The sequence below is a fragment of the Litoreibacter sp. JB4-2 genome, from assembly GCF_055693445.1.
The window spans coordinates 561,845-579,201 of record NZ_CM146334.1; the positions used below are offsets into that span (position 1 = coordinate 561,845).

General features: G+C 58.6%; 16 protein-coding genes, 1 tRNA gene and 1 pseudogene. 8 read left to right on the plus strand and 10 right to left on the minus strand.

All coding sequences use genetic code 11. The features are described 5' to 3' along the window. Window positions 1-43 precede the first annotated feature (43 nt). From ACZ1G7_RS02775 to ACZ1G7_RS02790, 4 genes and pseudogenes are all read right to left on the minus strand, one after another. A pseudogene (locus ACZ1G7_RS02775) lies at window positions 44-855 on the minus strand (glutamate racemase). Then, entirely contained in the window at window positions 836-1,741 is a 906-nt protein-coding gene (locus ACZ1G7_RS02780; RefSeq protein WP_472662129.1) for a lysophospholipid acyltransferase family protein, read from the minus strand. Before ACZ1G7_RS02780 ends, ACZ1G7_RS02775 begins: the two are co-directional and overlap by 20 nt. Before the next feature lie 55 nt (window positions 1,742-1,796). Next, the gene (gene speB / locus ACZ1G7_RS02785; protein ID WP_472662130.1) at window positions 1,797-2,762 is read right to left on the minus strand and encodes an agmatinase; all 966 of its coding nucleotides are present in this window, start codon (window positions 2,760-2,762) and stop codon (window positions 1,797-1,799) included. Window positions 2,763-2,764: 2 nt separating this feature from the next. After that, window positions 2,765-4,144, minus strand: a complete 1,380-nt coding sequence (locus tag ACZ1G7_RS02790) for an aminotransferase (RefSeq protein WP_472662132.1) — start codon at window positions 4,142-4,144, stop codon at window positions 2,765-2,767. Between the two features lie 74 nt (window positions 4,145-4,218). On the opposite strand from ACZ1G7_RS02790, the gene ACZ1G7_RS02795 reads away from it, so the two are divergent. From ACZ1G7_RS02795 to ACZ1G7_RS02815, 5 genes are all read left to right on the plus strand, one after another. Further along, the gene (locus ACZ1G7_RS02795; protein WP_472662134.1) at window positions 4,219-4,713 is read left to right on the plus strand and encodes a flavin reductase family protein; all 495 of its coding nucleotides are present in this window, start codon (window positions 4,219-4,221) and stop codon (window positions 4,711-4,713) included. Between the two features lie 113 nt (window positions 4,714-4,826). Next, window positions 4,827-6,035 carry an NADP-dependent isocitrate dehydrogenase gene (locus tag ACZ1G7_RS02800; protein ID WP_472662135.1) on the plus strand — a complete coding sequence of 403 codons (1,209 nt, stop codon included), beginning with the start codon at window positions 4,827-4,829 and terminating at the stop codon, window positions 6,033-6,035. A 68-nt stretch (window positions 6,036-6,103) separates the two neighbouring features. Beyond that, the gene (locus ACZ1G7_RS02805) at window positions 6,104-6,718 is read left to right on the plus strand and encodes a YitT family protein (RefSeq protein WP_472662137.1); all 615 of its coding nucleotides are present in this window, start codon (window positions 6,104-6,106) and stop codon (window positions 6,716-6,718) included. Between the two features lie 56 nt (window positions 6,719-6,774). Beyond that, window positions 6,775-7,110: a DMT family transporter gene (locus ACZ1G7_RS02810; protein ID WP_472662139.1), complete on the plus strand. Its 336-nt coding sequence runs from the start codon at window positions 6,775-6,777 to the stop codon at window positions 7,108-7,110. Then, window positions 7,107-7,694: a nucleotidyltransferase family protein gene (locus tag ACZ1G7_RS02815; RefSeq protein ID WP_472662141.1), complete on the plus strand. Its 588-nt coding sequence runs from the start codon at window positions 7,107-7,109 to the stop codon at window positions 7,692-7,694. Before ACZ1G7_RS02810 ends, ACZ1G7_RS02815 begins: the two co-directional genes overlap by 4 nt. Before the next feature lie 66 nt (window positions 7,695-7,760). Here ACZ1G7_RS02815 and ACZ1G7_RS02820 read toward each other — a convergent pair whose 3' ends face one another. From ACZ1G7_RS02820 to ACZ1G7_RS02830, 3 genes are all read right to left on the minus strand, one after another. Beyond that, complete coding sequence (locus ACZ1G7_RS02820) at window positions 7,761-9,197, minus strand: Hint domain-containing protein (RefSeq protein WP_472662143.1); 1,437 nt, start codon at window positions 9,195-9,197, stop codon at window positions 7,761-7,763. A 214-nt stretch (window positions 9,198-9,411) separates the two neighbouring features. After that, window positions 9,412-11,733: a Hint domain-containing protein gene (locus ACZ1G7_RS02825; protein WP_472662145.1), complete on the minus strand. Its 2,322-nt coding sequence runs from the start codon at window positions 11,731-11,733 to the stop codon at window positions 9,412-9,414. Between the two features lie 898 nt (window positions 11,734-12,631). Further along, window positions 12,632-12,715: transfer RNA gene (locus ACZ1G7_RS02830), tRNA-Leu, on the minus strand. A gap of 157 nt (window positions 12,716-12,872) precedes the next feature. On the opposite strand from ACZ1G7_RS02830, the gene ACZ1G7_RS02835 reads away from it, so the two are divergent. Then, a complete protein-coding gene (locus tag ACZ1G7_RS02835) occupies window positions 12,873-13,391 on the plus strand; it encodes a glutathione peroxidase (RefSeq protein ID WP_472662147.1) in 519 nt (172 codons plus the stop codon). Here ACZ1G7_RS02835 and ACZ1G7_RS02840 read toward each other — a convergent pair. The 3 genes from ACZ1G7_RS02840 to ypfJ are packed head-to-tail and all read right to left on the minus strand — an operon-like array spanning window position 13,388 to window position 16,209. Then, window positions 13,388-14,740 (minus strand): TRAP transporter large permease, encoded by a 1,353-nt coding sequence (locus tag ACZ1G7_RS02840; RefSeq protein WP_472662148.1) that lies wholly within the window; start codon window positions 14,738-14,740, stop codon window positions 13,388-13,390. The genes ACZ1G7_RS02835 and ACZ1G7_RS02840 overlap by 4 nt on opposite strands. Continuing rightward, window positions 14,740-15,321, minus strand: coding sequence for a TRAP transporter small permease (locus ACZ1G7_RS02845; RefSeq protein WP_472662150.1), 582 nt, complete (start codon window positions 15,319-15,321; stop codon window positions 14,740-14,742). Before ACZ1G7_RS02845 ends, ACZ1G7_RS02840 begins: the two co-directional genes overlap by 1 nt. A gap of 30 nt (window positions 15,322-15,351) precedes the next feature. Beyond that, window positions 15,352-16,209 carry a KPN_02809 family neutral zinc metallopeptidase gene (gene ypfJ / locus ACZ1G7_RS02850; protein WP_472662152.1) on the minus strand — a complete coding sequence of 286 codons (858 nt, stop codon included), beginning with the start codon at window positions 16,207-16,209 and terminating at the stop codon, window positions 15,352-15,354. Window positions 16,210-16,296: 87 nt separating this feature from the next. Here ypfJ and ACZ1G7_RS02855 point away from each other — a divergent pair, with 87 nt between their 5' ends. Continuing rightward, window positions 16,297-16,875, plus strand: coding sequence for a YqaA family protein (locus tag ACZ1G7_RS02855; protein WP_472662154.1), 579 nt, complete (start codon window positions 16,297-16,299; stop codon window positions 16,873-16,875). Then, window positions 16,872-17,336: a disulfide bond formation protein B gene (locus ACZ1G7_RS02860; RefSeq protein WP_472662155.1), complete on the plus strand. Its 465-nt coding sequence runs from the start codon at window positions 16,872-16,874 to the stop codon at window positions 17,334-17,336. The genes ACZ1G7_RS02855 and ACZ1G7_RS02860 overlap by 4 nt, the downstream gene beginning before the upstream one ends. The last annotated feature ends 21 nt before the right edge of the window (window positions 17,337-17,357 follow it).

The following is a 17,357-nucleotide window of genomic DNA, read 5'->3' on the forward strand; positions in this document are numbered from 1 at the left end:
TCAGAATTTACGTAGGCTTAAAAGAAAGATGGTCGCGCGGCAATCAGGCCGCTTCAAATTCGATCTTTCGTCGCAAAAACTGTGTCGCGCGGTCGGTAACTTGGCGCGGGTCGCCCGTCGTCAGAAACCGTGTCTCAGTGCCGTCGCCTAGCATATCAGGATGGCGCTTCAGGTAATCGTCCAACGACGCGGACACCAGATCGGCCTGGCTGAACACTTTCACATCCGCGCCCAAAGCGTCCTGAAACGCATCCTGCATCAACGGGTAATGTGTGCAGCCCAAAATGGCCGCTTGCGGGTGTGGCATCCGCCGTTTCAGCGCGTCGACATGCGACCGCACCAGCGCTTCCGCGAGCATCTCATCGCCATCCTCCAACGCATCAACAAGCCCGCCACATGGTTGAGCTTCGACATCTACCCCTATGGCTCTAAACGCTAATTCTCTTTGAAAGGCGCGGCTCGACACGGTCGCCGGCGTCGCAAACAGTGCCACATGTTTCACATCGACCTCGCGTGGGGGGAGTTGTCACCCCATTTGCGTTCCGTCAGCGCCTCGATCATAGGTACGAACACCCCAAGCACCCGCTTGTCGCGTGGTATCCAATGCTCCTGCATCCGCCGCAACGCCGCAGCAGAGGCCGTGTTGCACGCCAGGATAACCAGATTGCACCCCTGGTCGAACATCGCGCCCACAGCGTCGCAGGTCAGCTCATAGATATTGTCCGCGGTGCGGGTCCCATAGGGCGTGTTGGCGCTGTCGGCGAAATAGCACACCGGCAGATCAGGCAGGTCCTGCGCGATCTGATTGTAAACGGTCAGCCCGCCCAATCCGCTGTCAAATATGCCGACCGCCATCTGCAGCCCTTCTATGCTTGTCCTCAAATTCAAACCCATGCGGCACCGGCTGGTTGGCTGGCGCGACGGGCGTTGGGGACAGGTCATAGGTGGACTGGCGCAGGAAATCCATCATTCCTTTCGGGTCGCGGCTGTATGTGTCCAATTGCGCACGCGGGATCGGATTTCCAATCACCAGGCGCACAGGTTTGCCCGCCTTGCGTTTGAATTCGTTGATCAACAGCCCCATCCGCAAGGTAACATGCGCGTGGCTGGCAAGCTGGAACAGGCGCGAATTTGCGCCGTCAAAGTAGATCGGCACAACGGTTGCATCCGATCTGGTAACCAATTTGGCGGTGAAACTGCGCCAGCCTGGGTCCAACGGCGCCCCAAACGGTTTGGCGGAGGTCGACACCGTGCCGCCCGGAAAAATCCCAATCGCGCCGCCCGCTTGCATATAGTCCAATGCGGCGCGGCGGGTCGCAAGGTTCTGCGCCACGGCAGCCTTGGTGTCATCAAAGCTGACTGGCAAGATGACTTTGTTAATCTCTTCGGCTTTGCGAAACACGCGATTTGCCAAAATACGGAAATCGCCGCGAATCTGGCTCAGGATATGGCCCATCACCAAACCATCAAGGATCCCGTAAGGGTGGTTCGCGATTGAGATCAACGGTCCGTCACGTGGGATGTTCTCCAAACTGCCGCCGACAATCTCAAGGCTCAGCCCGTAGCGTTGCGTCATCACGGTCCAGAAATTTGCGCCGGCCGCGACCTCATGCTCATAGCCTTTGGCTTGTTTGATCAGCTTGATCCGCCCGGTCGTGTTTTCCATGGTCCGGATCACCGCCCGACCGGCCTTGGTCTTGGCCGAATGGGCGTAGCTGATTTCGCGCGTTGCGTGTTTCACGATGCCCTCCGAGCCCACTCATTTTGCTGGCCCGTAGTGTTATAACAAAAGGGTTTCAGCTTTGTGACAGGTTCGCGCAATAAAGACACATCAGCTCGGTTGCAACATGCGCGCCCGCGACCGCCGTGGCCCCCGTTGTGTCATATTGCGGAGAGACCTCGACAACGTCGCCGCCCACCATGTTCATGCCTTTGAGCCCCCGCAAAATGGCAAAGGCCTGCGCACTGCTCAACCCGCCAGATACAGGCGTCCCGGTGCCCGGCGCGAAGGCCGGATCAAGGCAATCAATGTCAAAGGTCAGATAAGTTTGACGCTCCCCAAGGATCGATTTGATCTTCTCAACCGTCTTTTCGGGCCCAATCGCATGAACTTCAGGCGCGTCGATAATGTTAACGCCCAGATAGTCCTCGCAATGCGTCCGGATCCCGACCTGTACGGAGCGCGCAGGATCAATCAAACCTTCTTTGACCGCCTTATAAAACATCGTGCCATGATCGACGCGCGACATGTCATCATCGGGCCAAGTGTCCGAATGCGCATCGAATTGCAGCAGGCTCAGCGGGCCAAACTTGGCAACATAGGCGCGCAAAATAGGAAAGCTGATATAATGATCACCGCCCAGAACCAACGACCCCGCGCCCGCATTCAAGATCCCGGAAATATGATCCGTTAGAGTTTGAGGAAAGCTTGGTATATCTGCGTAATCAAACGCTAAATCGCCATAGTCGATCACGTTGAAATCCGTCATCGGGTTGATATCCCACCCGTAGGGCGCGTCCATTGCCTGTAGGCTCGATGCCTCCCGTATCGCGCGCGGCCCGAACCGTGTGCCCGGTCTGTTTGTCACCGCCTGATCAAACGGCACACCGGTCACAGCCAGATCAACCCCAGTCAAATCCTTAGTGTAGGTCCGGCGTAGAAATGACAGCGCGCCACCGAACGCGTTCTCAAAAGACATGCCGCGATGCCCATCGCGCGTAACGGCCTTGTCTACTTCATTTGCTGCGTCTGTCAGTGCCATTCTTAACCTTCTTTAATGCCTTCGCGGGTCAGTTGATCCGCCACTTCCCCTATAGACGCGCCCAGTGTTTCGACCACGAAATCCACCTGTGTTTTCGTGATCACCAAAGGCGGCGACATCACATTCAGATGCCCAATCGGTCGCACCATAAGTCCCTTCACCTCCGCCGCGTCTGAAATGCGTTTCCCGATATCCAGCGCGTCAGGCAAAAGCGCTTTGGTGGATTTGTCAGCGACGTTTTCAACACAGGCAATCAAGCCCTGTCCTCGGACCGATCCGACAAAAGGCAGCTCTGACAGCGTTGCAAGCTGCGTTTGAAAATAGCGGCCAATTTCCGCGGCATGGCCCAGCAAACCCTCTCGTTCTATGATCTCGATATTCTTCAAAGCCGCGGCACAGGCGACCGGATGGCCCGAATATGTAAAGCCAGACGCGTACCAACGATCGCCTTGCATCGCGTCATAGATTTGATCAGAAAATATAACAGCCCCAATGGGTTGGTAGCCGGAGCTCAAGCCTTTCGCGCAACAGATAATGTCTGGCTGCGCGCCAAACACATCCTTCGATGCAAACCATTTTCCCAGCCGCCCAAAGCCCGTGACGACCTCATCCGCGATAAACAGGATCCCGTGTGCCTTACAGACTGCCGCCATGGCCGCCAAATAGCCTTCTGGCGGCATAATGACCCCGCCCGACGCCTGAATAGGTTCCGCAAAGAACGCCGCGACCTTTTCAGGCCCGATCTGAGCAATCTTCACTTCGAACTCTGCCACCAGATGGTCGCAGAATTCCGCCTCGCTCATCCCCTCGGGGCGGCGATACGTATTGGGCGTCGAAATATGGTGAATGCCGTCTTCTTTATAGTGAAATTCGGGCACCTTGTCGCCAGACCGCTTCCCGATGGAGATGCTGGCAAAAGTCGATCCATGATAGCTGTCATCGCGCGCAATCACATGCGTGCGCTCCATCTCGCCCCTGCAGCGATGGTAGTAAATCGCCATCCGGTAAGCGCTATCGATGGCGGTCGAACCGCCCGTCGTGCAATGCACCCGGTTCAGATCCCCCGGCGCAATCTCCGCCAGTTTGGCCGCCAGTAATGCAGCGGGCCCATGCGTCATGTCGACAAAACTGTTCGAAAACGCCAAACGCTCGGCCTGCTCTGCGATTGCCTCCGCCATCTCGCGCCGGCCCAGCCCAATATTGGTGCACCACAACCCGCCGACCGCATCCAGATATTCGTGCCCGTCGCGGTCCCACAAAAGACACCCCTCACCGCGCTCTATCACCAAAGGGGCTTGGGCTGCGAAACTGTCGAAATGGGTCCAGGGATGCAGCGCATGGGCTTGGTCAAGCGCCGCTATGTCATTGATCGGATGCGTCATATGCCGCACCATGTGGCAGCGAAAAGCGCTTGGCAAGCCTTGCGCGCGCGCCGCGTCCCGGGCAAAGAGACGCTATGCCAGACACGCAGCTTAAATCCGACTTCATCGACGCAATGAGCACCCTTGTCTCCACTGTGACCATCGTCACGACTGACGGCGACACAGGCAAAGCCGGGGCAACCGTTTCGGCCATGTCCAGCGTGTCCGCCGATGGCGACGCTCCCACATTGCTGGTCTGCCTGCATCACGAAGCGTCGGCCACGGCAAAGATCCTCGAAAACGCGTGTTTTTGCGTCAACGTGCTCAGCGCCGACCAACAAGACATTGCCAATGTCTTCGCGTCGCGCAAAACGCCTCCGGGCGGCGATAAATTCGCGTCGGCCCCGTTTGAAACATTGCGCACCGGGGCGCCCGCGCTTGTCTCATCGCTTGCGTCTTTCGACTGCCGCCTGAAAAGCCATGAAAGGATCGGCACCCATCACGTCATGATCGGCGAGGTGCGCGCCGTGCGTTCCGCTGAAGGCGCGCCGCTGCTCTATGGCAACCGCGCCTATCGCGATCTGGCGTGATTTCGTAAAATTCGCCGCGGTGAACGCGGTATACATTCGCATACTGCCTTCCCAAGCCGAACCGACTGGTCTAAGACGCCCTCAATCGAATCCAAACGTAGCCGGAGGCCCCCATGACTAAGATCAAGGTAGAAAACCCCGTCGTCGAACTCGACGGCGATGAAATGACCCGCATCATCTGGGATTTCATCAAACAGAAGTTGATCCTGCCCTATCTGGACGTCGATCTGCTCTATTATGACCTCGGCATGGAAGTCCGCGACGAGACCAACGACCAAATCACCATCGACGCAGCTGAAAAGATCAAAGAGGTCGGCGTCGGCGTCAAATGCGCCACCATCACCCCCGATGAGCAGCGCGTTGAGGAATTCAACCTCAAGCAAATGTGGCGCTCCCCCAACGGCACGATCCGCAACATCCTGGGCGGCGTTGTGTTCCGCGCGCCGATCATCTGCTCCAACGTGCCGCGTCTGGTGCCCGGCTGGACCGACCCGATTGTCATTGGCCGTCACGCCTTTGGCGACCAGTATAAAGCCACTGACTTCCTGATGCCTGGCCCCGGCAAGCTGACGATGAAATTCGTCGGCGAAGACGGCGCCGTCATCGAGAAAGAGGTCTTTGACAGCCCTGCCGCAGGCGTCGCCATGGGCATGTACAACCTTGACCAGTCCATCATCGACTTCGCGCGCGCTTCGATGAATTACGGGCTGAACCTTGGCTGGCCGGTCTATCTGTCGACCAAAAACACCATCCTGAAAGCCTATGACGGCCGCTTCAAGGATCTGTTCCAGAAGGTCTATGACGAAGAATTCGCCGAAAAGTTCGAAGCTGCCGGCATCACCTATGAGCACCGCCTGATCGACGACATGGTCGCCGCCGCGATGAAATGGTCCGGCAAATTCGTCTGGGCCTGTAAGAACTACGATGGCGATGTGCAGTCCGACACTGTGGCGCAGGGCTTCGGCTCGCTGGGCCTGATGACCTCCCAACTGATGACGCCAGATGGAAAAGTGGTTGAGGCAGAGGCCGCCCATGGCACCGTCACCCGCCACTACCGTCAGCACCAGAAGGGCGAGGCCACCTCGACCAACTCCATCGCCTCGATCTACGCTTGGACAGGTGGCTTGAAGCACCGCGCCAAACTCGACAACAATGAGCAGCTGATGAAGTTCGCGACCACGCTCGAAACCGTTGTGGTCGACACTGTCGAAAGCGGTTCGATGACCAAAGATCTGGCGCTTCTGGTCGGCCCCGATCAAAAATGGCTCACCACCGAAGGGTTCTTGGAAAAAATCGACGAGAACCTGAACAAAGCGATGTAAATCGCAGCCATCACAGCTATCAAGGCCGGGCCCGCATATCGCAGCCCGGCCTTTTTTGTTGACCCATCATGACCAACGAACCGCATAACCCGACAGATCATTCGCTGCTTGAAGACGCGCTCGCCTTCCTGATGGGAACCGCACTCTGCGCGCTCGGGCTGCAATTTCTTTCCCATTTGGGCCTCATTACCGGTCAAACTGCGGGCTTGGGAGTGCTCTTGTCTTATGTCACCGGATGGTCCTTTGGCCTCTGGTTCTTCGTCATAAACCTTCCATTCTATGCTCTTGCTTGGGTGCAAATGGGCCCGCGCTTCACCGTCAAAAGCTTCATTGCCGTAGCACTTTTGTCCGTGATGTCAGAAGTGATGCCACCACTTTTCAGCATCGCAACGCTGGACCCGATTTTCGGGGCTTTGTTTGCGGGTGCTGTGATCGGGATCGGCCTGATCGTGCTCTTTCGTCATGGCGCCAGTCTCGGGGGGATCGGGGTGCTTGCTCTGTTTTTGCAAGAACGGACAAACATCCAGGCGGGCTGGGTACAACTGGGCTTCGACGCGGTTTTGTTTGCCGCAGCCTTCATCGTGCTGGAGACGCCCATTGTTGCGCTGTCCCTACTTGGCGCCTTCATGGTCAATATCGTCGTAGGCTTTAACCACCGCAAAGACCGATATGTCGGTCGCTAAGCCTCTTTCGCCCGCGCAATTTCTCGTGTTGGATGGTGAAAACGAAGGTGCGCCGCATGCCCAAGCATTTCATCTACCTGATCGCTGCCGTGATTGCTGAAACCATCGGCACCACGGCGCTGCAAGCCAGCCAGCAATTTACCAAACTCTGGCCATCGGTCATCGTCGTCGTGGCTTACGCGATCTCGTTTTACCTGCTGGCGCTAACGCTGAAATACATGCCTGTCGGGATCATGTACGCGCTTTGGTCTGGGCTTGGCATTATCTTCATCGCCTGCATCGGGTATTTCTATTTCGGCCAAAAGCTCGACGCGCCGGCCTTTATTGGCTTGGCACTCATCGTGGCTGGCATCGTCATGATCAACGTCTTTTCCAAAAGCAGCCTGCATTGAAAATCACGGCGCTGCTTTTAGCGGCAGGCGCCTCATCGCGGATGCGCGGGCGTGACAAGCTGATGGAACCCATCGCGGGCAGTCCCCTGCTGCGCGACCGGGTCCAAATGTTGCTGGCCAGCGATGTGGATGCGGTCGCACTTGTCTTACCGTCTCAGGCGGATGCACGGCGCAACGCAGTCGCCGACCTGCCAGTCGCACTCGTCGAAAACCCTGATCCCGCGCGCGGCATGGCCAGCTCAATTCGGCTGGGGGTTCAATCCGCTAAAGGCGCGCAAGCGATCCTGATCCTCCCCGCCGACATGCCAGAAATCGACGCGCTGGACATCAACAGGCTTGCCGCCGCCGCCACGCCCGACACCATCACCCGCGCGTGCAGCGCTGATGGCACGCCCGGCCATCCCGTGATCTTTCCCAGTGCGTTCTTCCCAGCGCTTGGCGCCATCACAGGCGATCAAGGCGCCCGCGCCGTGATCAAAGCGCATTCGCAGGCGGTCCAGCATATCAAGCTCAAAGGCACGCGCGCCCTGACCGATCTTGATACGCCCGAAGACTGGGCCGCTTGGCGGGCGTCGCAAAGCTAGCGCTCGCCCCTCCGACGCGCGGCTCTGTCTCCATTTGGTCAAAAATACTCAAAAATCCGCCGGGGGTTAATCGCTCAGCAATTCCGCCTCATAGCGTTTCAGCGTCATCCGGGCGGCTTCAAACCCTTCAATCCCGGCCCGGCTTGCCAAATGCGGGAACAAGGTCAAAACCTCGTTGCGCTGCGCCGCACCAATCCCTTTCAACGCATAGTCGCCCGGCTGGAAGCTCTCGCTCCACGCCCCGTTGGACAAGACAACCTCATGGCGGTCAAATAGGATATGCCAATAGGTCACACTGCTGGCCTGAACGGTGCAAATTCCCTCCCGGCCTTCAAGATGTTTGACGGCAGACAGAACTTCGCGCTCGTCAAACAGCATGCCGACGCGGTCCTCCATCAGCAGCACGCGATGATTGGGCGACAGCAGCAGGTCGCGTTCCGGCAAGCCCTGCCCCAGAGCCCCCGCGCGCACCAGAACCGGGCGAAGCTGCGGCAGATCCGCGATCATGTCAGCCTCAACGGTTTTGCGGCCAATCCAGCGGATTTCCTGCATGCCATTGTCACGGGTGATCACCTTGTCGCCCTCACGCAAGGCTTCAATCGCAATCTCGCCGCGCGGGGTGGCAATCATGGTGCCGGAGGTGAAGCACGGCACAATGCTCTCAATCTCGCGGAACTCGAACCCGCCAATGACCTGCCCGTTGTCACCAAGCAGTTCAACCCGCCCCGACTGGCTGTCGCCATCCGCGTCGGTGCGCAGGTTTCTCAGCCGGTACGGCCCCGTTTCCCGCAGATCAAGCGTGTCAAAATCTTCGCCGCCGGTGCCGCCGTCAATAAAGTCGCCATTGGCGTTTTGCGCGCCCTCAATGATGAACGTGTCACGGTCATCGCCGCCCAGCATCCGGTCATTGCCCGCGCCGCCGATGAACACGTCATCCCCGGCGCCGCCCGCCATGCGGTCATTGCCGTCACCGCCTTCAAGAAAATCGTTGCCCTCACCGCCCTTGATGCGGTCGTCGCCCGTGCCGCCAGAAATCAGGTCATCGCCGTCATCGCCTGAGAGCCGATCCTGTCCCTGCCCGCCAAAAATGGCGTCATTGCCGTCGCCGCCATTGATGCGGTCGTCACCTTGCCCGCCCGACAGTTCATCGCGCCCGTCGCCGCCGTTGATCCGGTCCTGGCCCTGCCCACCTTCAATGCGGTCATTGCCGTCATCGCCATCGAGCCGGTCATCGCCCTGACCGCCGTCGATCACATCATCGCCGTCGCCACCTGAAATGGTGTCCTGGCTTTGATCGCCATTCAGCGTGTCATTGCCGTCGCCGCCCTCGATCTCGTCTTCGCCATTGCCACCAGAGATCGTGTCATTGCCTGCGTTGCCAAACAACCGGTCGCGGCTGTTGCCGCCCGAGATCGTGTCATTGCCCCCCTTGCCGGAGATCGTGTCACTCTGGTTGGTGCCGTTCAGGATATCGTCGTCGTCGGACCCTTCAATATCGGCCATGGCTTCGCATTCCTTACATCCACAATGGCTGCCGGTCGGGTCTGCGCGGCGTCCACTAAAAAAGGGTTAATCAAACAGATAAAACACTATTAAAACGAACAATCGTAGCAATAAAAATCAAATTGGCGTTTGTTTTGCCATAAGGCCGTTTTTTGCTGACGCGTTAACGCTCGCGATCAAAGAATACGACAGCTCAAAAACAACATAGCGCGTTTCAGCGAAACAGCATCTGCGCTTCGTGTTTTTTCAGCGACAGCCGGGCAGAGACATAGGCCTCACGGCCCCTCGCGCCCTGCAACTCAGGGAAGAGTTCAAAGATTTCATTGCGTTGCGCGTTGCCCACGGCTTTCAACGCGCGATCCCCGGGTTGAAAGCTTTCGCTCCAGGCACCATTGGACAGAACCACTTCGTGATTGTCGAACATGAAATGAATGTAGCTTGTGCCCATCGATTGGATCGACTGAATGCCGTCGCGCGGGCTCACCAGATGTTTGGCAGACACCAGCACCTCGTTTTCCTCAAAATACAGGCTCACCCGGTCATTATTGACCAGCAAACGGTGATTTGGGCTGACCAGCATGTCGCGTTCGGGCAGGCCGTTGCCCAAGGCGCCGCGTTGCACCAGCACCGGTTGCAGATGCGGGTTCGATTGCAGCACACGTGCATCCATGCGCTTGGCACCGACCCAGCGGATTTCCTGAATGCCATTGTCGCGGGTGATCACTTTGTCGCCGACCTGCAGCTCTTCTGCAGGAATTTCGCCGCGCGGGGTGGCAATGGCGGTGCCGGGTGTAAAACATGGCACAATCGTCTCAATCTCGGCAAAATCCATTGTGCCCATGACGGGTCCACCGACACCATCCAGAAACTCAACCGTGCCAGAAATGGAATCGCCATCCGGATCAACGGTACGGTTCACGATGCGCAATGGCCCTGCCCCACGCAGATCCAATATGTCGTTGTCGTCACCGCCAGTGCCGCCATCAATGATGTCGCCGATGCCGTCATCCGCATCGCTGACCAGAAACGTATCCGCGTCATCCCCGCCTGATTGCGTGTCAGCACCAGCACCACCGGTGATGGTATCGTCGCCAACACCGCCGAAGATCGTGTCATCCCCGCCTTCGCCAAAGATCATATCATTGCCCGACCCACCGGACAGAATGTCATCGCCATCTTCGCCGTCATCAACCAATGGCACGTCGAAAAACACGTCGGTGAAGGTCACGCCGGAATTGCGCGGACCATCTTGCATATGCTCAATTTCGATCCGTGCGACGGGTCCTGCGATCTCAACCAGGGCGGAGTAGTCAGGTGATGTGAACGGCGCGTAGCCACCATTGCTGTCGGCCGTGTCGGCACCCGCAACCGCATCTGTATCAGACAAGGTCAACCGGTCGCCGCCGCTCAGAATGACCGGAATTTCGTTTCCATCAGCGTCATAGGCGCGGACCGACACAATCCCGTCGCCGTCAATATCGTTGATCCGGAATGACACATTCTCAACCGGGTCAGAGAAGCCAAGCTCGTAGGTCGCCTCATTCCCACTACCATTGGCAACGCTTACAAAGGCGCTGTTTTCAGACACGGTCTCATCGCCACCGTCAATTCCGTCAACAAACTGGTCGCGATGGTTGAAGCCGTTTTTGACCTGCGCGTCCTCATCAAGGATCGTAAATGTAACCTCAACGGTGCCGGTGTCCTGCGTGAACCCGTCGATATCCATGCGGTTTTCGGACCAGTTCAAGCTCTCGCGAGACGAAACACCTGCCCCGGGTCCAGAATAATTGCTGTCGCCATAAATAGTGTCATTGCCGGCGCCCGCGTCCACGACGTCCGCGCCAGAACCCGCATAGATCACATCATCGGCCGCGCCTGAAAAGATCGTGTCATCACCGCCAAATGCGTCGACGATGTCCTCATCACCAAACTGACCGGGCAACACCGCGTCGCCCGCATCGATCATGTCGCCTTCGGGATCGCCAATGTAGGAAAAGTCGATCAGATCATCGTCGTTGCTTCCCTCGACAACGCCGTCAAGCGCATCTGACGGGTCGATCTCCACGAAACAAACACTGTCAATCGCGCCGGAGCCCGGCAACTCGACCTCCATCCGCGCGACGTCATCAGTGAACAGGTTGACGACGCCCTGCCCGTTGTCGCCCGTTGTTCCGATTGGGACCGTCTTTATCAGATGCCCATCTGCGTTATACAAACGCACCTCGCCGCCCGCTTCTTCAATGTCCAATGTCGCGAAATTCAGCACGCGGGTGGGTGCGTCGAAATCAAACACAAACGTGCCGCCGCCCGCATTGTCATCTGGATCAGTGCTGTCGCGATCCTCAGACAGGATCAACACATTGCCCATGTTCGACGTCGCCAAGTCGTGATCGCCACCGGTCGGGTTCGACGTGTCAAACACCATCGCCGGGGTGCAGACATTCAACGTAGAAATCGTCACACCTTGGCTTTGGAACTGATTATTTACCAAGTCGCCCGCATCAAGATCGTCAAAGCTCAGCAAAACATTGGTCATCGCGTTATCCTCACTGGCTCATGCGCATGGGCCTTCTGAGTGGCGCAAAAGGCCACATGCGCGATCGCCGCTACACAAGCGATCAAGAGCGTACTCATTACAATCGAAGTCATTATCCTACCTCGTTACCAACCACCCGAAATGGGCACAGGCCAATGATGCGAACCGCAAATGTACGTGCTGGGTGATGCGTATGGGGATCGGGGTGCGCATGGCCCGCAGCGGGCCGAACAGGAAGCTCCCATCCACGTCGCACCATCTCCCCTGCAAAACGCAGAGTGACATGTGCGGCCGCCCCAAGCCTATATCCACCCCCCAGACGGGTGTTCATAGAAATTACCCCCGGCATCGTTTCAAAAAAAGCAAAAATTAGGCGAAAATTCATGATTAAGGCGAGATTGTGATGGCGGGAGCCTGAAAACCCGCGCCTGATCCGCCCGTCACAGCGCCGCAAAAAGGCGCCTGGAACGGATGCCTCTGACGCGCGGAAGACCTTGATTGTTTCCGACCTACAGCCATCGACGCCCAACACAGCAAGACCGGCCAGCCGCATTGTTTCAAAATTCGTTTCGCCCCCGACTAGAGTTGCACCACCGTCAAACCGGGCCGATCGCCGCCACCCATCCGCCCCTTAACCAAGCTTGCCAGATTTTCGACACCGTTCGCCGCACCGCGCGACAATCCCCGGCCCATGCGCCCACTGTTTTGAAACCGCACCCAATCGCGTCGAATCAACGCGCCCTGCCCGGCAAGAATCGGCCGAGCCGTCAGCCGTAACCCGCTGACATTGTTCAGCTATCCGCATCAATCCCGCCCGGCACCCTGCATTGTCTCGCCTGCTAAAAAAGCGGCCACAGTTCCACCGCATTTCACTGCGCGCGTTCATATTGGGAAAAGTTGGTACCCGAGGCCGGACTTGAACCGGCACGCCTCGCGGCAATGGATTTTGAATCCATCGTGTCTACCATTCCACCACTCGGGCCCCGTATCATGTCACGGCGAGGTAGCCACCGTGGGAGGTAGCGGCGGTGTAACGAGGCCAGCCGCGCGCGTCAATTCTCCTTCTTGGATTTCTTTCGCTGACTTGAAACCAATTGCCCGTTCTGCGCGTATTTAGGACATACAAATCGGAGCTTTCCATGCGCCTCGCCCTCATAACGTCCCTTTTCATTATCCTCGGCCTGCTGCCCGCCGCGGCCTTCACCTTCGGCAGTATCGATGGCGGCACGATCTCCCTCGACCGGTGGAAGGGCAAACCGATCCTGGTGGTCAACACCGCGTCGCGCTGCGGCTTCACCCCGCAATATGACGGGCTACAGGCGCTTTACGACCGGTACCGCGACCAGGGCCTGATCGTGCTGGGCGTGCCCTCCAACAGCTTCAAGCAGGAGCTGTCAGATGAAGCGAAGGTAAAGGAATTCTGCGCGGTCAACTTCGCGCTCGACTTCCCGATGACGGATCTGAATGCGGTCGCGGGCCGCACCGCACACCCGTTCTACAAATGGGTCGCGCAGGAAACCCGCTTCGTGCCCAACTGGAATTTCAACAAGGTCCTGATCGCGCCCGATGGCAGCATCGCAGGCACGTGGCGCGCCACGACTGAACCGACCAGCCCCCGCATCACAAAGCGGGTCGAGGCCATGCTCGCTGGTGGCTAAAACACCGCGCCCACCAGCCACAGTGACAGCGCCGGGAAGGCCACAAGGATCACCACCCGCACCAGATCAGACGCCACAAAGGGCAGCACGCCCCGGTAGGTCGCGACCATCGGGATGTCTTCATCCACCTTGTTGATGATGAACAGGTTCAGCCCCACCGGCGGGGTAATCAGGCCCACCTCAACAACGATCAGTGCCAGAATGCCAAACCAGATCGCGGTCTCTTCCGGGCTCAACCCGAAATCCAGCGCCTCAATGATCGGAAAGAACACCGGGATGGTCAAAAGGATCATCGACAACGAATCCATCACGCAGCCAAACACCAGATAGCAGGCCAACATGCCCACAAGCACGATCATCGGCGCGACGCCCAGCATCGTCACCCATTCGGCCAAAGCTTGCGGCGCTTGGGTGAAGGCCAGGAAGGAATTGAACACCTGCGCGCCAAACAGGATGAAGAAAATCATGGCGGAGGCTTGCGCAGTTTCCAGAATAGACTCTTTCAACGCCTGCCAGCCAAGCCCGCCCGTCGCAGCCCCGTATAACCCGGTGATCACCGCACCGACGGCAGCTCCTTCGGTCGGTGTGAACAGCGCTTGAACGCCCGGGCGCACCCAGTTCCAGTCGGCAATGATGCCGCCCATCACCAGCCCGAAGATTAAGATCACCGGCCATGTCTGCCACAGCGCGCGCAGGCGGCGCGACAGCGGCGCGCGTTCTGACACCGGTCCGGCATCGGGGCGCAGGCGCACGTAGATCGCAACCGTCAGCATATATCCAAACGTCGCCAGCAGCCCCGGGATCAGCGCCGCCAGAAACATTTTGACGATATTCTGCTCTGTCAGGATGGCGTAGAGCACCAAGATAACGGAAGGCGGGATCAAAATACCAAGCGTGCCGCCCGCGGCCAGAACGCCGGTGCTGAGCGCGTCCGAATAGCCGCGCTTGCGCATCTCCGGCAAAGCCACCTGCCCCATGGTTGAAGCCGTCGCCAGCGATGATCCACAGACCGCGCCAAACCCGGCACACGCACCCACAGCCGCCATGGCGACGCCGCCCCGCTTGTGCCCCAGCCATTCAGAGGCTGCGTTGAACAACGCCCGGCTCATCCCTGATTTAGTGGCGAATTGCCCCATCAACAAAAATAGCGGGATGATGCTCAGCGAATAGCTCGAAAACGTGTCATAGGTCAGCGTTTTCATCTGGCTCAGAACCGCGCTTGGGCGGCCCAAAACCACCCACGTGCCGACAAACCCGGTCAAAAACATCGCAGCGCCAATCGGCATCCGCAAAAATATCGCAAGCAGCATCAAGCCGAAGCCCGATAAGGCCAATTCCAATCCTGACATTAGCCCGCCTCTCCACCGCGTATCAGCGCAGACAGGCTGCGCCAGACCGAAAACAGGCTTGTCGCAAAAAACAGCGCAGCCCCCACTAGCGCGAGCCCGAACGGCACCCAGATCGGGAATTGCAGCTCATAGCTGGTTTCTGGAAAAAACGGTTTGAACCCCATGGAAAGCGCGTTGCGCATCGGTTGTTCAAAGAAGGGGAATTTTTCTCCAAACCCCAGATAGAGCCGCCACAGGATCAGCCCCGCGATCAGGCACAACGCCAGATCGCCCATCAGCCCCCAGAACGCCTTCAACCCGGCGCTCATGCGGTTGACCACCAAATCGACCGTCACATGGCCGCGTTGCATCTGACACCACGGCAGAAACATAAAAACCGCAATCGCCGTGCCTGCCTCGACCAGTTCAAAATCGCCGCGAATGGGCCGCAGACCCGCAAAGGTAAAAGCGCGACCGATAACGGACACAACCGTCATCACCGCCAGAGCGATCAGGATCGCGCCGCCAAAATAGGCCGCAATCCGCGACGCGCTTTCAAGCACGCGCTCAGTGCGGCGTTCTATCGTCAGGGCAAACTGCATAGCTGCCCCTATGCCAAGCGCCGCGCTGGGTTACAACTGCTGCGCACCGAAAGTGTCGCAGCTTTGAATTTCCGGGTTTTCATAGCCGCGTGCGAACCAGCGTTGCCGCTGCTCAGACGTGCCATGCGTAAATGTATGCGGGTTCGGCCTGCGCCCGGCATTGCGCTGCAATGTATCATCGCCGATCTGCTTGGCGGCGTTGACCGCCTCCTGCAAATCGCCACGCTCAAGCGAGTTGAACCGCGCCTGCGCGTAGCGCGCCCAGACGCCTGACAGGCAATCTGCCTGCAATTCAATGCGCACCGAGATCTGGTTGCTCCGCTCTTGGCTGCTTTGCTGGCGAATGCGATTTGCCTGCATTAAAATGCCAAGCTCGTTTTGTACGTGATGCGCAATCTCATGCGCCACCACATAGGCCGCCGCGAAATCCCCGCCTGCGCCCATGCGCCGCTCCAGCGTGACGAAGAAATCTGTGTCCAGATAGGCTTTCTTATCGGCCGGGCAGTAGAATGGCCCCGACGCCCCATTGGCTCCGCCGCACGGGCTTTGGGTCGCGCCTTTGAACAGCACCAAAGTCGCAGGATTGTAGGGCTTGCCGACTTGGTCGCGGAAGATCTCGGTCCAGACCTCTTCCGTGTCGGCCAGTACGACTGACACGAATTGTCCGGCCTGTTGGTCCGCCGGCGTGATTTCCTGGCTGACCGTTTGGTTGCCGCCGCCCTGAACGCCGCCGCCTTGCAGCAAGGGTGTGACATCAATCCCAAGGAAATATCCGATCACCAGCACCGCGATCAGGCCCAGCCCGCTGATGCCGCCTGTTTTCCCAACCGAGCGTCTGCCGCGCCGATCTTCAATATTGCGGCTGCCCCGCCGTCCCCGCCACTGCATGGCACACTCCTTTTGCTTGCCCGGTCGCCCGGCGCATTGCATATAGCCTAAAAAGAAAACCTAGACTAAAAAATAGTAGGCAGGCCAATGATTAAGCGTCTCTATAACTGGACAATGTCGCTTTCGGCGCATCCCAACGCGCTCTGGGCCCTCGCCTTCGTGGCCTTCATCGAAAGCTCGGTCTTCCCGATCCCGCCTGACCTGCTGATGATCCCGATGATCATCGCGCGGCCCAACCGCGCGTTTCTGATCGCGGGTGTGTGCCTCTTTGCCTCCGTCCTGGGCGGGCTGCTCGGCTACGCCATCGGCGCTTTGGCCTTTGACTGGCTGGGCCAGCCGATCCTGCAGGCCTTGGGTAAGGCCGACCGCATGGCCGAATTCTCCGAACGGTTCAACGATCTGGGCTTCTGGGCCGTGCTCACCGCCGGCATCACGCCCTTCCCCTACAAGGTCATCACCATCATGTCCGGCTGGACCGGCATGCCGCTGGGCACGTTCATCGCTACCTCCATTCTGGCGCGCGGCATCCGGTTCTTCATCATCGCGGGCCTCCTTTGGAAATACGGCGCGCCGATCCAAACCTTCATCGAAAAGCGGCTGGGGCTGGTCTTCACCGCGCTCGTCATCCTACTGGTCGGCGGCTTCTATGCGGTGAAGTTCCTATGAGGCCGATCCACCTCGCCTATATCGCCGCCGCAGGCTCCGCTGCGCTGCTGGCAGGCGCGTTCATCTTCCAATACCTGGGCTACGCGCCGTGCAAAATGTGCCTCTGGCAGCGCTACCCGCATGCTGCCGCCGCGCTTCTTGGCCTCGCCTTCTACGCGCTGAAGGCACGCGTCATCCTCTGGCTCGGCATGCTGGCCGCGCTCACAACCTCCGCCGTGGGCATGTATCACGCGGGCGTCGAAATGCAGTGGTGGGAGGGGCCCTCCAGCTGCACATCCGGCGGCATTGGCGGCCTCAGCGTCGATGAGCTGCTCGACAAAATCCTCGCCGCCCCGGTGGTCCGCTGTGATGAGGTCGCCTGGCAGCTGCTGGGCATCTCCATGGCCGGGTGGAACGCGATTTTCTCGCTCGCTTTGGCGGCGCTTTGGCTGATCGCGGCGCTTGCGCATAAACGCGGCTAAAACCCGCCAAAACACCCCCAT

What these genes read in the sequence shown, in the direction of transcription:
- speB (WP_472662130.1), bottom strand. Translation starts at nt 2,762, where the DNA reads ATGGCACTGACAGACGCAGCAAATGAAGTAGACAAGGCCGTTACGCGC.
- ACZ1G7_RS02790 (WP_472662132.1), bottom strand. Translation starts at nt 4,144, where the DNA reads ATGACGCATCCGATCAATGACATAGCGGCGCTTGACCAAGCCCATGCG.
- ACZ1G7_RS02795 (WP_472662134.1), top strand. Translation starts at nt 4,219, where the DNA reads ATGCCAGACACGCAGCTTAAATCCGACTTCATCGACGCAATGAGCACC.
- ACZ1G7_RS02800 (WP_472662135.1), top strand. Translation starts at nt 4,827, where the DNA reads ATGACTAAGATCAAGGTAGAAAACCCCGTCGTCGAACTCGACGGCGAT.
- ACZ1G7_RS02805 (WP_472662137.1), top strand. Translation starts at nt 6,104, where the DNA reads ATGACCAACGAACCGCATAACCCGACAGATCATTCGCTGCTTGAAGAC.
- ACZ1G7_RS02810 (WP_472662139.1), top strand. Translation starts at nt 6,775, where the DNA reads ATGCCCAAGCATTTCATCTACCTGATCGCTGCCGTGATTGCTGAAACC.
- ACZ1G7_RS02820 (WP_472662143.1), bottom strand. Translation starts at nt 9,197, where the DNA reads ATGGCCGATATTGAAGGGTCCGACGACGACGATATCCTGAACGGCACC.
- ACZ1G7_RS02825 (WP_472662145.1), bottom strand. Translation starts at nt 11,733, where the DNA reads ATGACCAATGTTTTGCTGAGCTTTGACGATCTTGATGCGGGCGACTTG.
- ACZ1G7_RS02835 (WP_472662147.1), top strand. Translation starts at nt 12,873, where the DNA reads ATGCGCCTCGCCCTCATAACGTCCCTTTTCATTATCCTCGGCCTGCTG.
- ACZ1G7_RS02840 (WP_472662148.1), bottom strand. Translation starts at nt 14,740, where the DNA reads ATGTCAGGATTGGAATTGGCCTTATCGGGCTTCGGCTTGATGCTGCTT.
- ACZ1G7_RS02845 (WP_472662150.1), bottom strand. Translation starts at nt 15,321, where the DNA reads ATGCAGTTTGCCCTGACGATAGAACGCCGCACTGAGCGCGTGCTTGAA.
- ypfJ (WP_472662152.1), bottom strand. Translation starts at nt 16,209, where the DNA reads ATGCAGTGGCGGGGACGGCGGGGCAGCCGCAATATTGAAGATCGGCGC.
- ACZ1G7_RS02855 (WP_472662154.1), top strand. Translation starts at nt 16,297, where the DNA reads ATGATTAAGCGTCTCTATAACTGGACAATGTCGCTTTCGGCGCATCCC.
- ACZ1G7_RS02860 (WP_472662155.1), top strand. Translation starts at nt 16,872, where the DNA reads ATGAGGCCGATCCACCTCGCCTATATCGCCGCCGCAGGCTCCGCTGCG.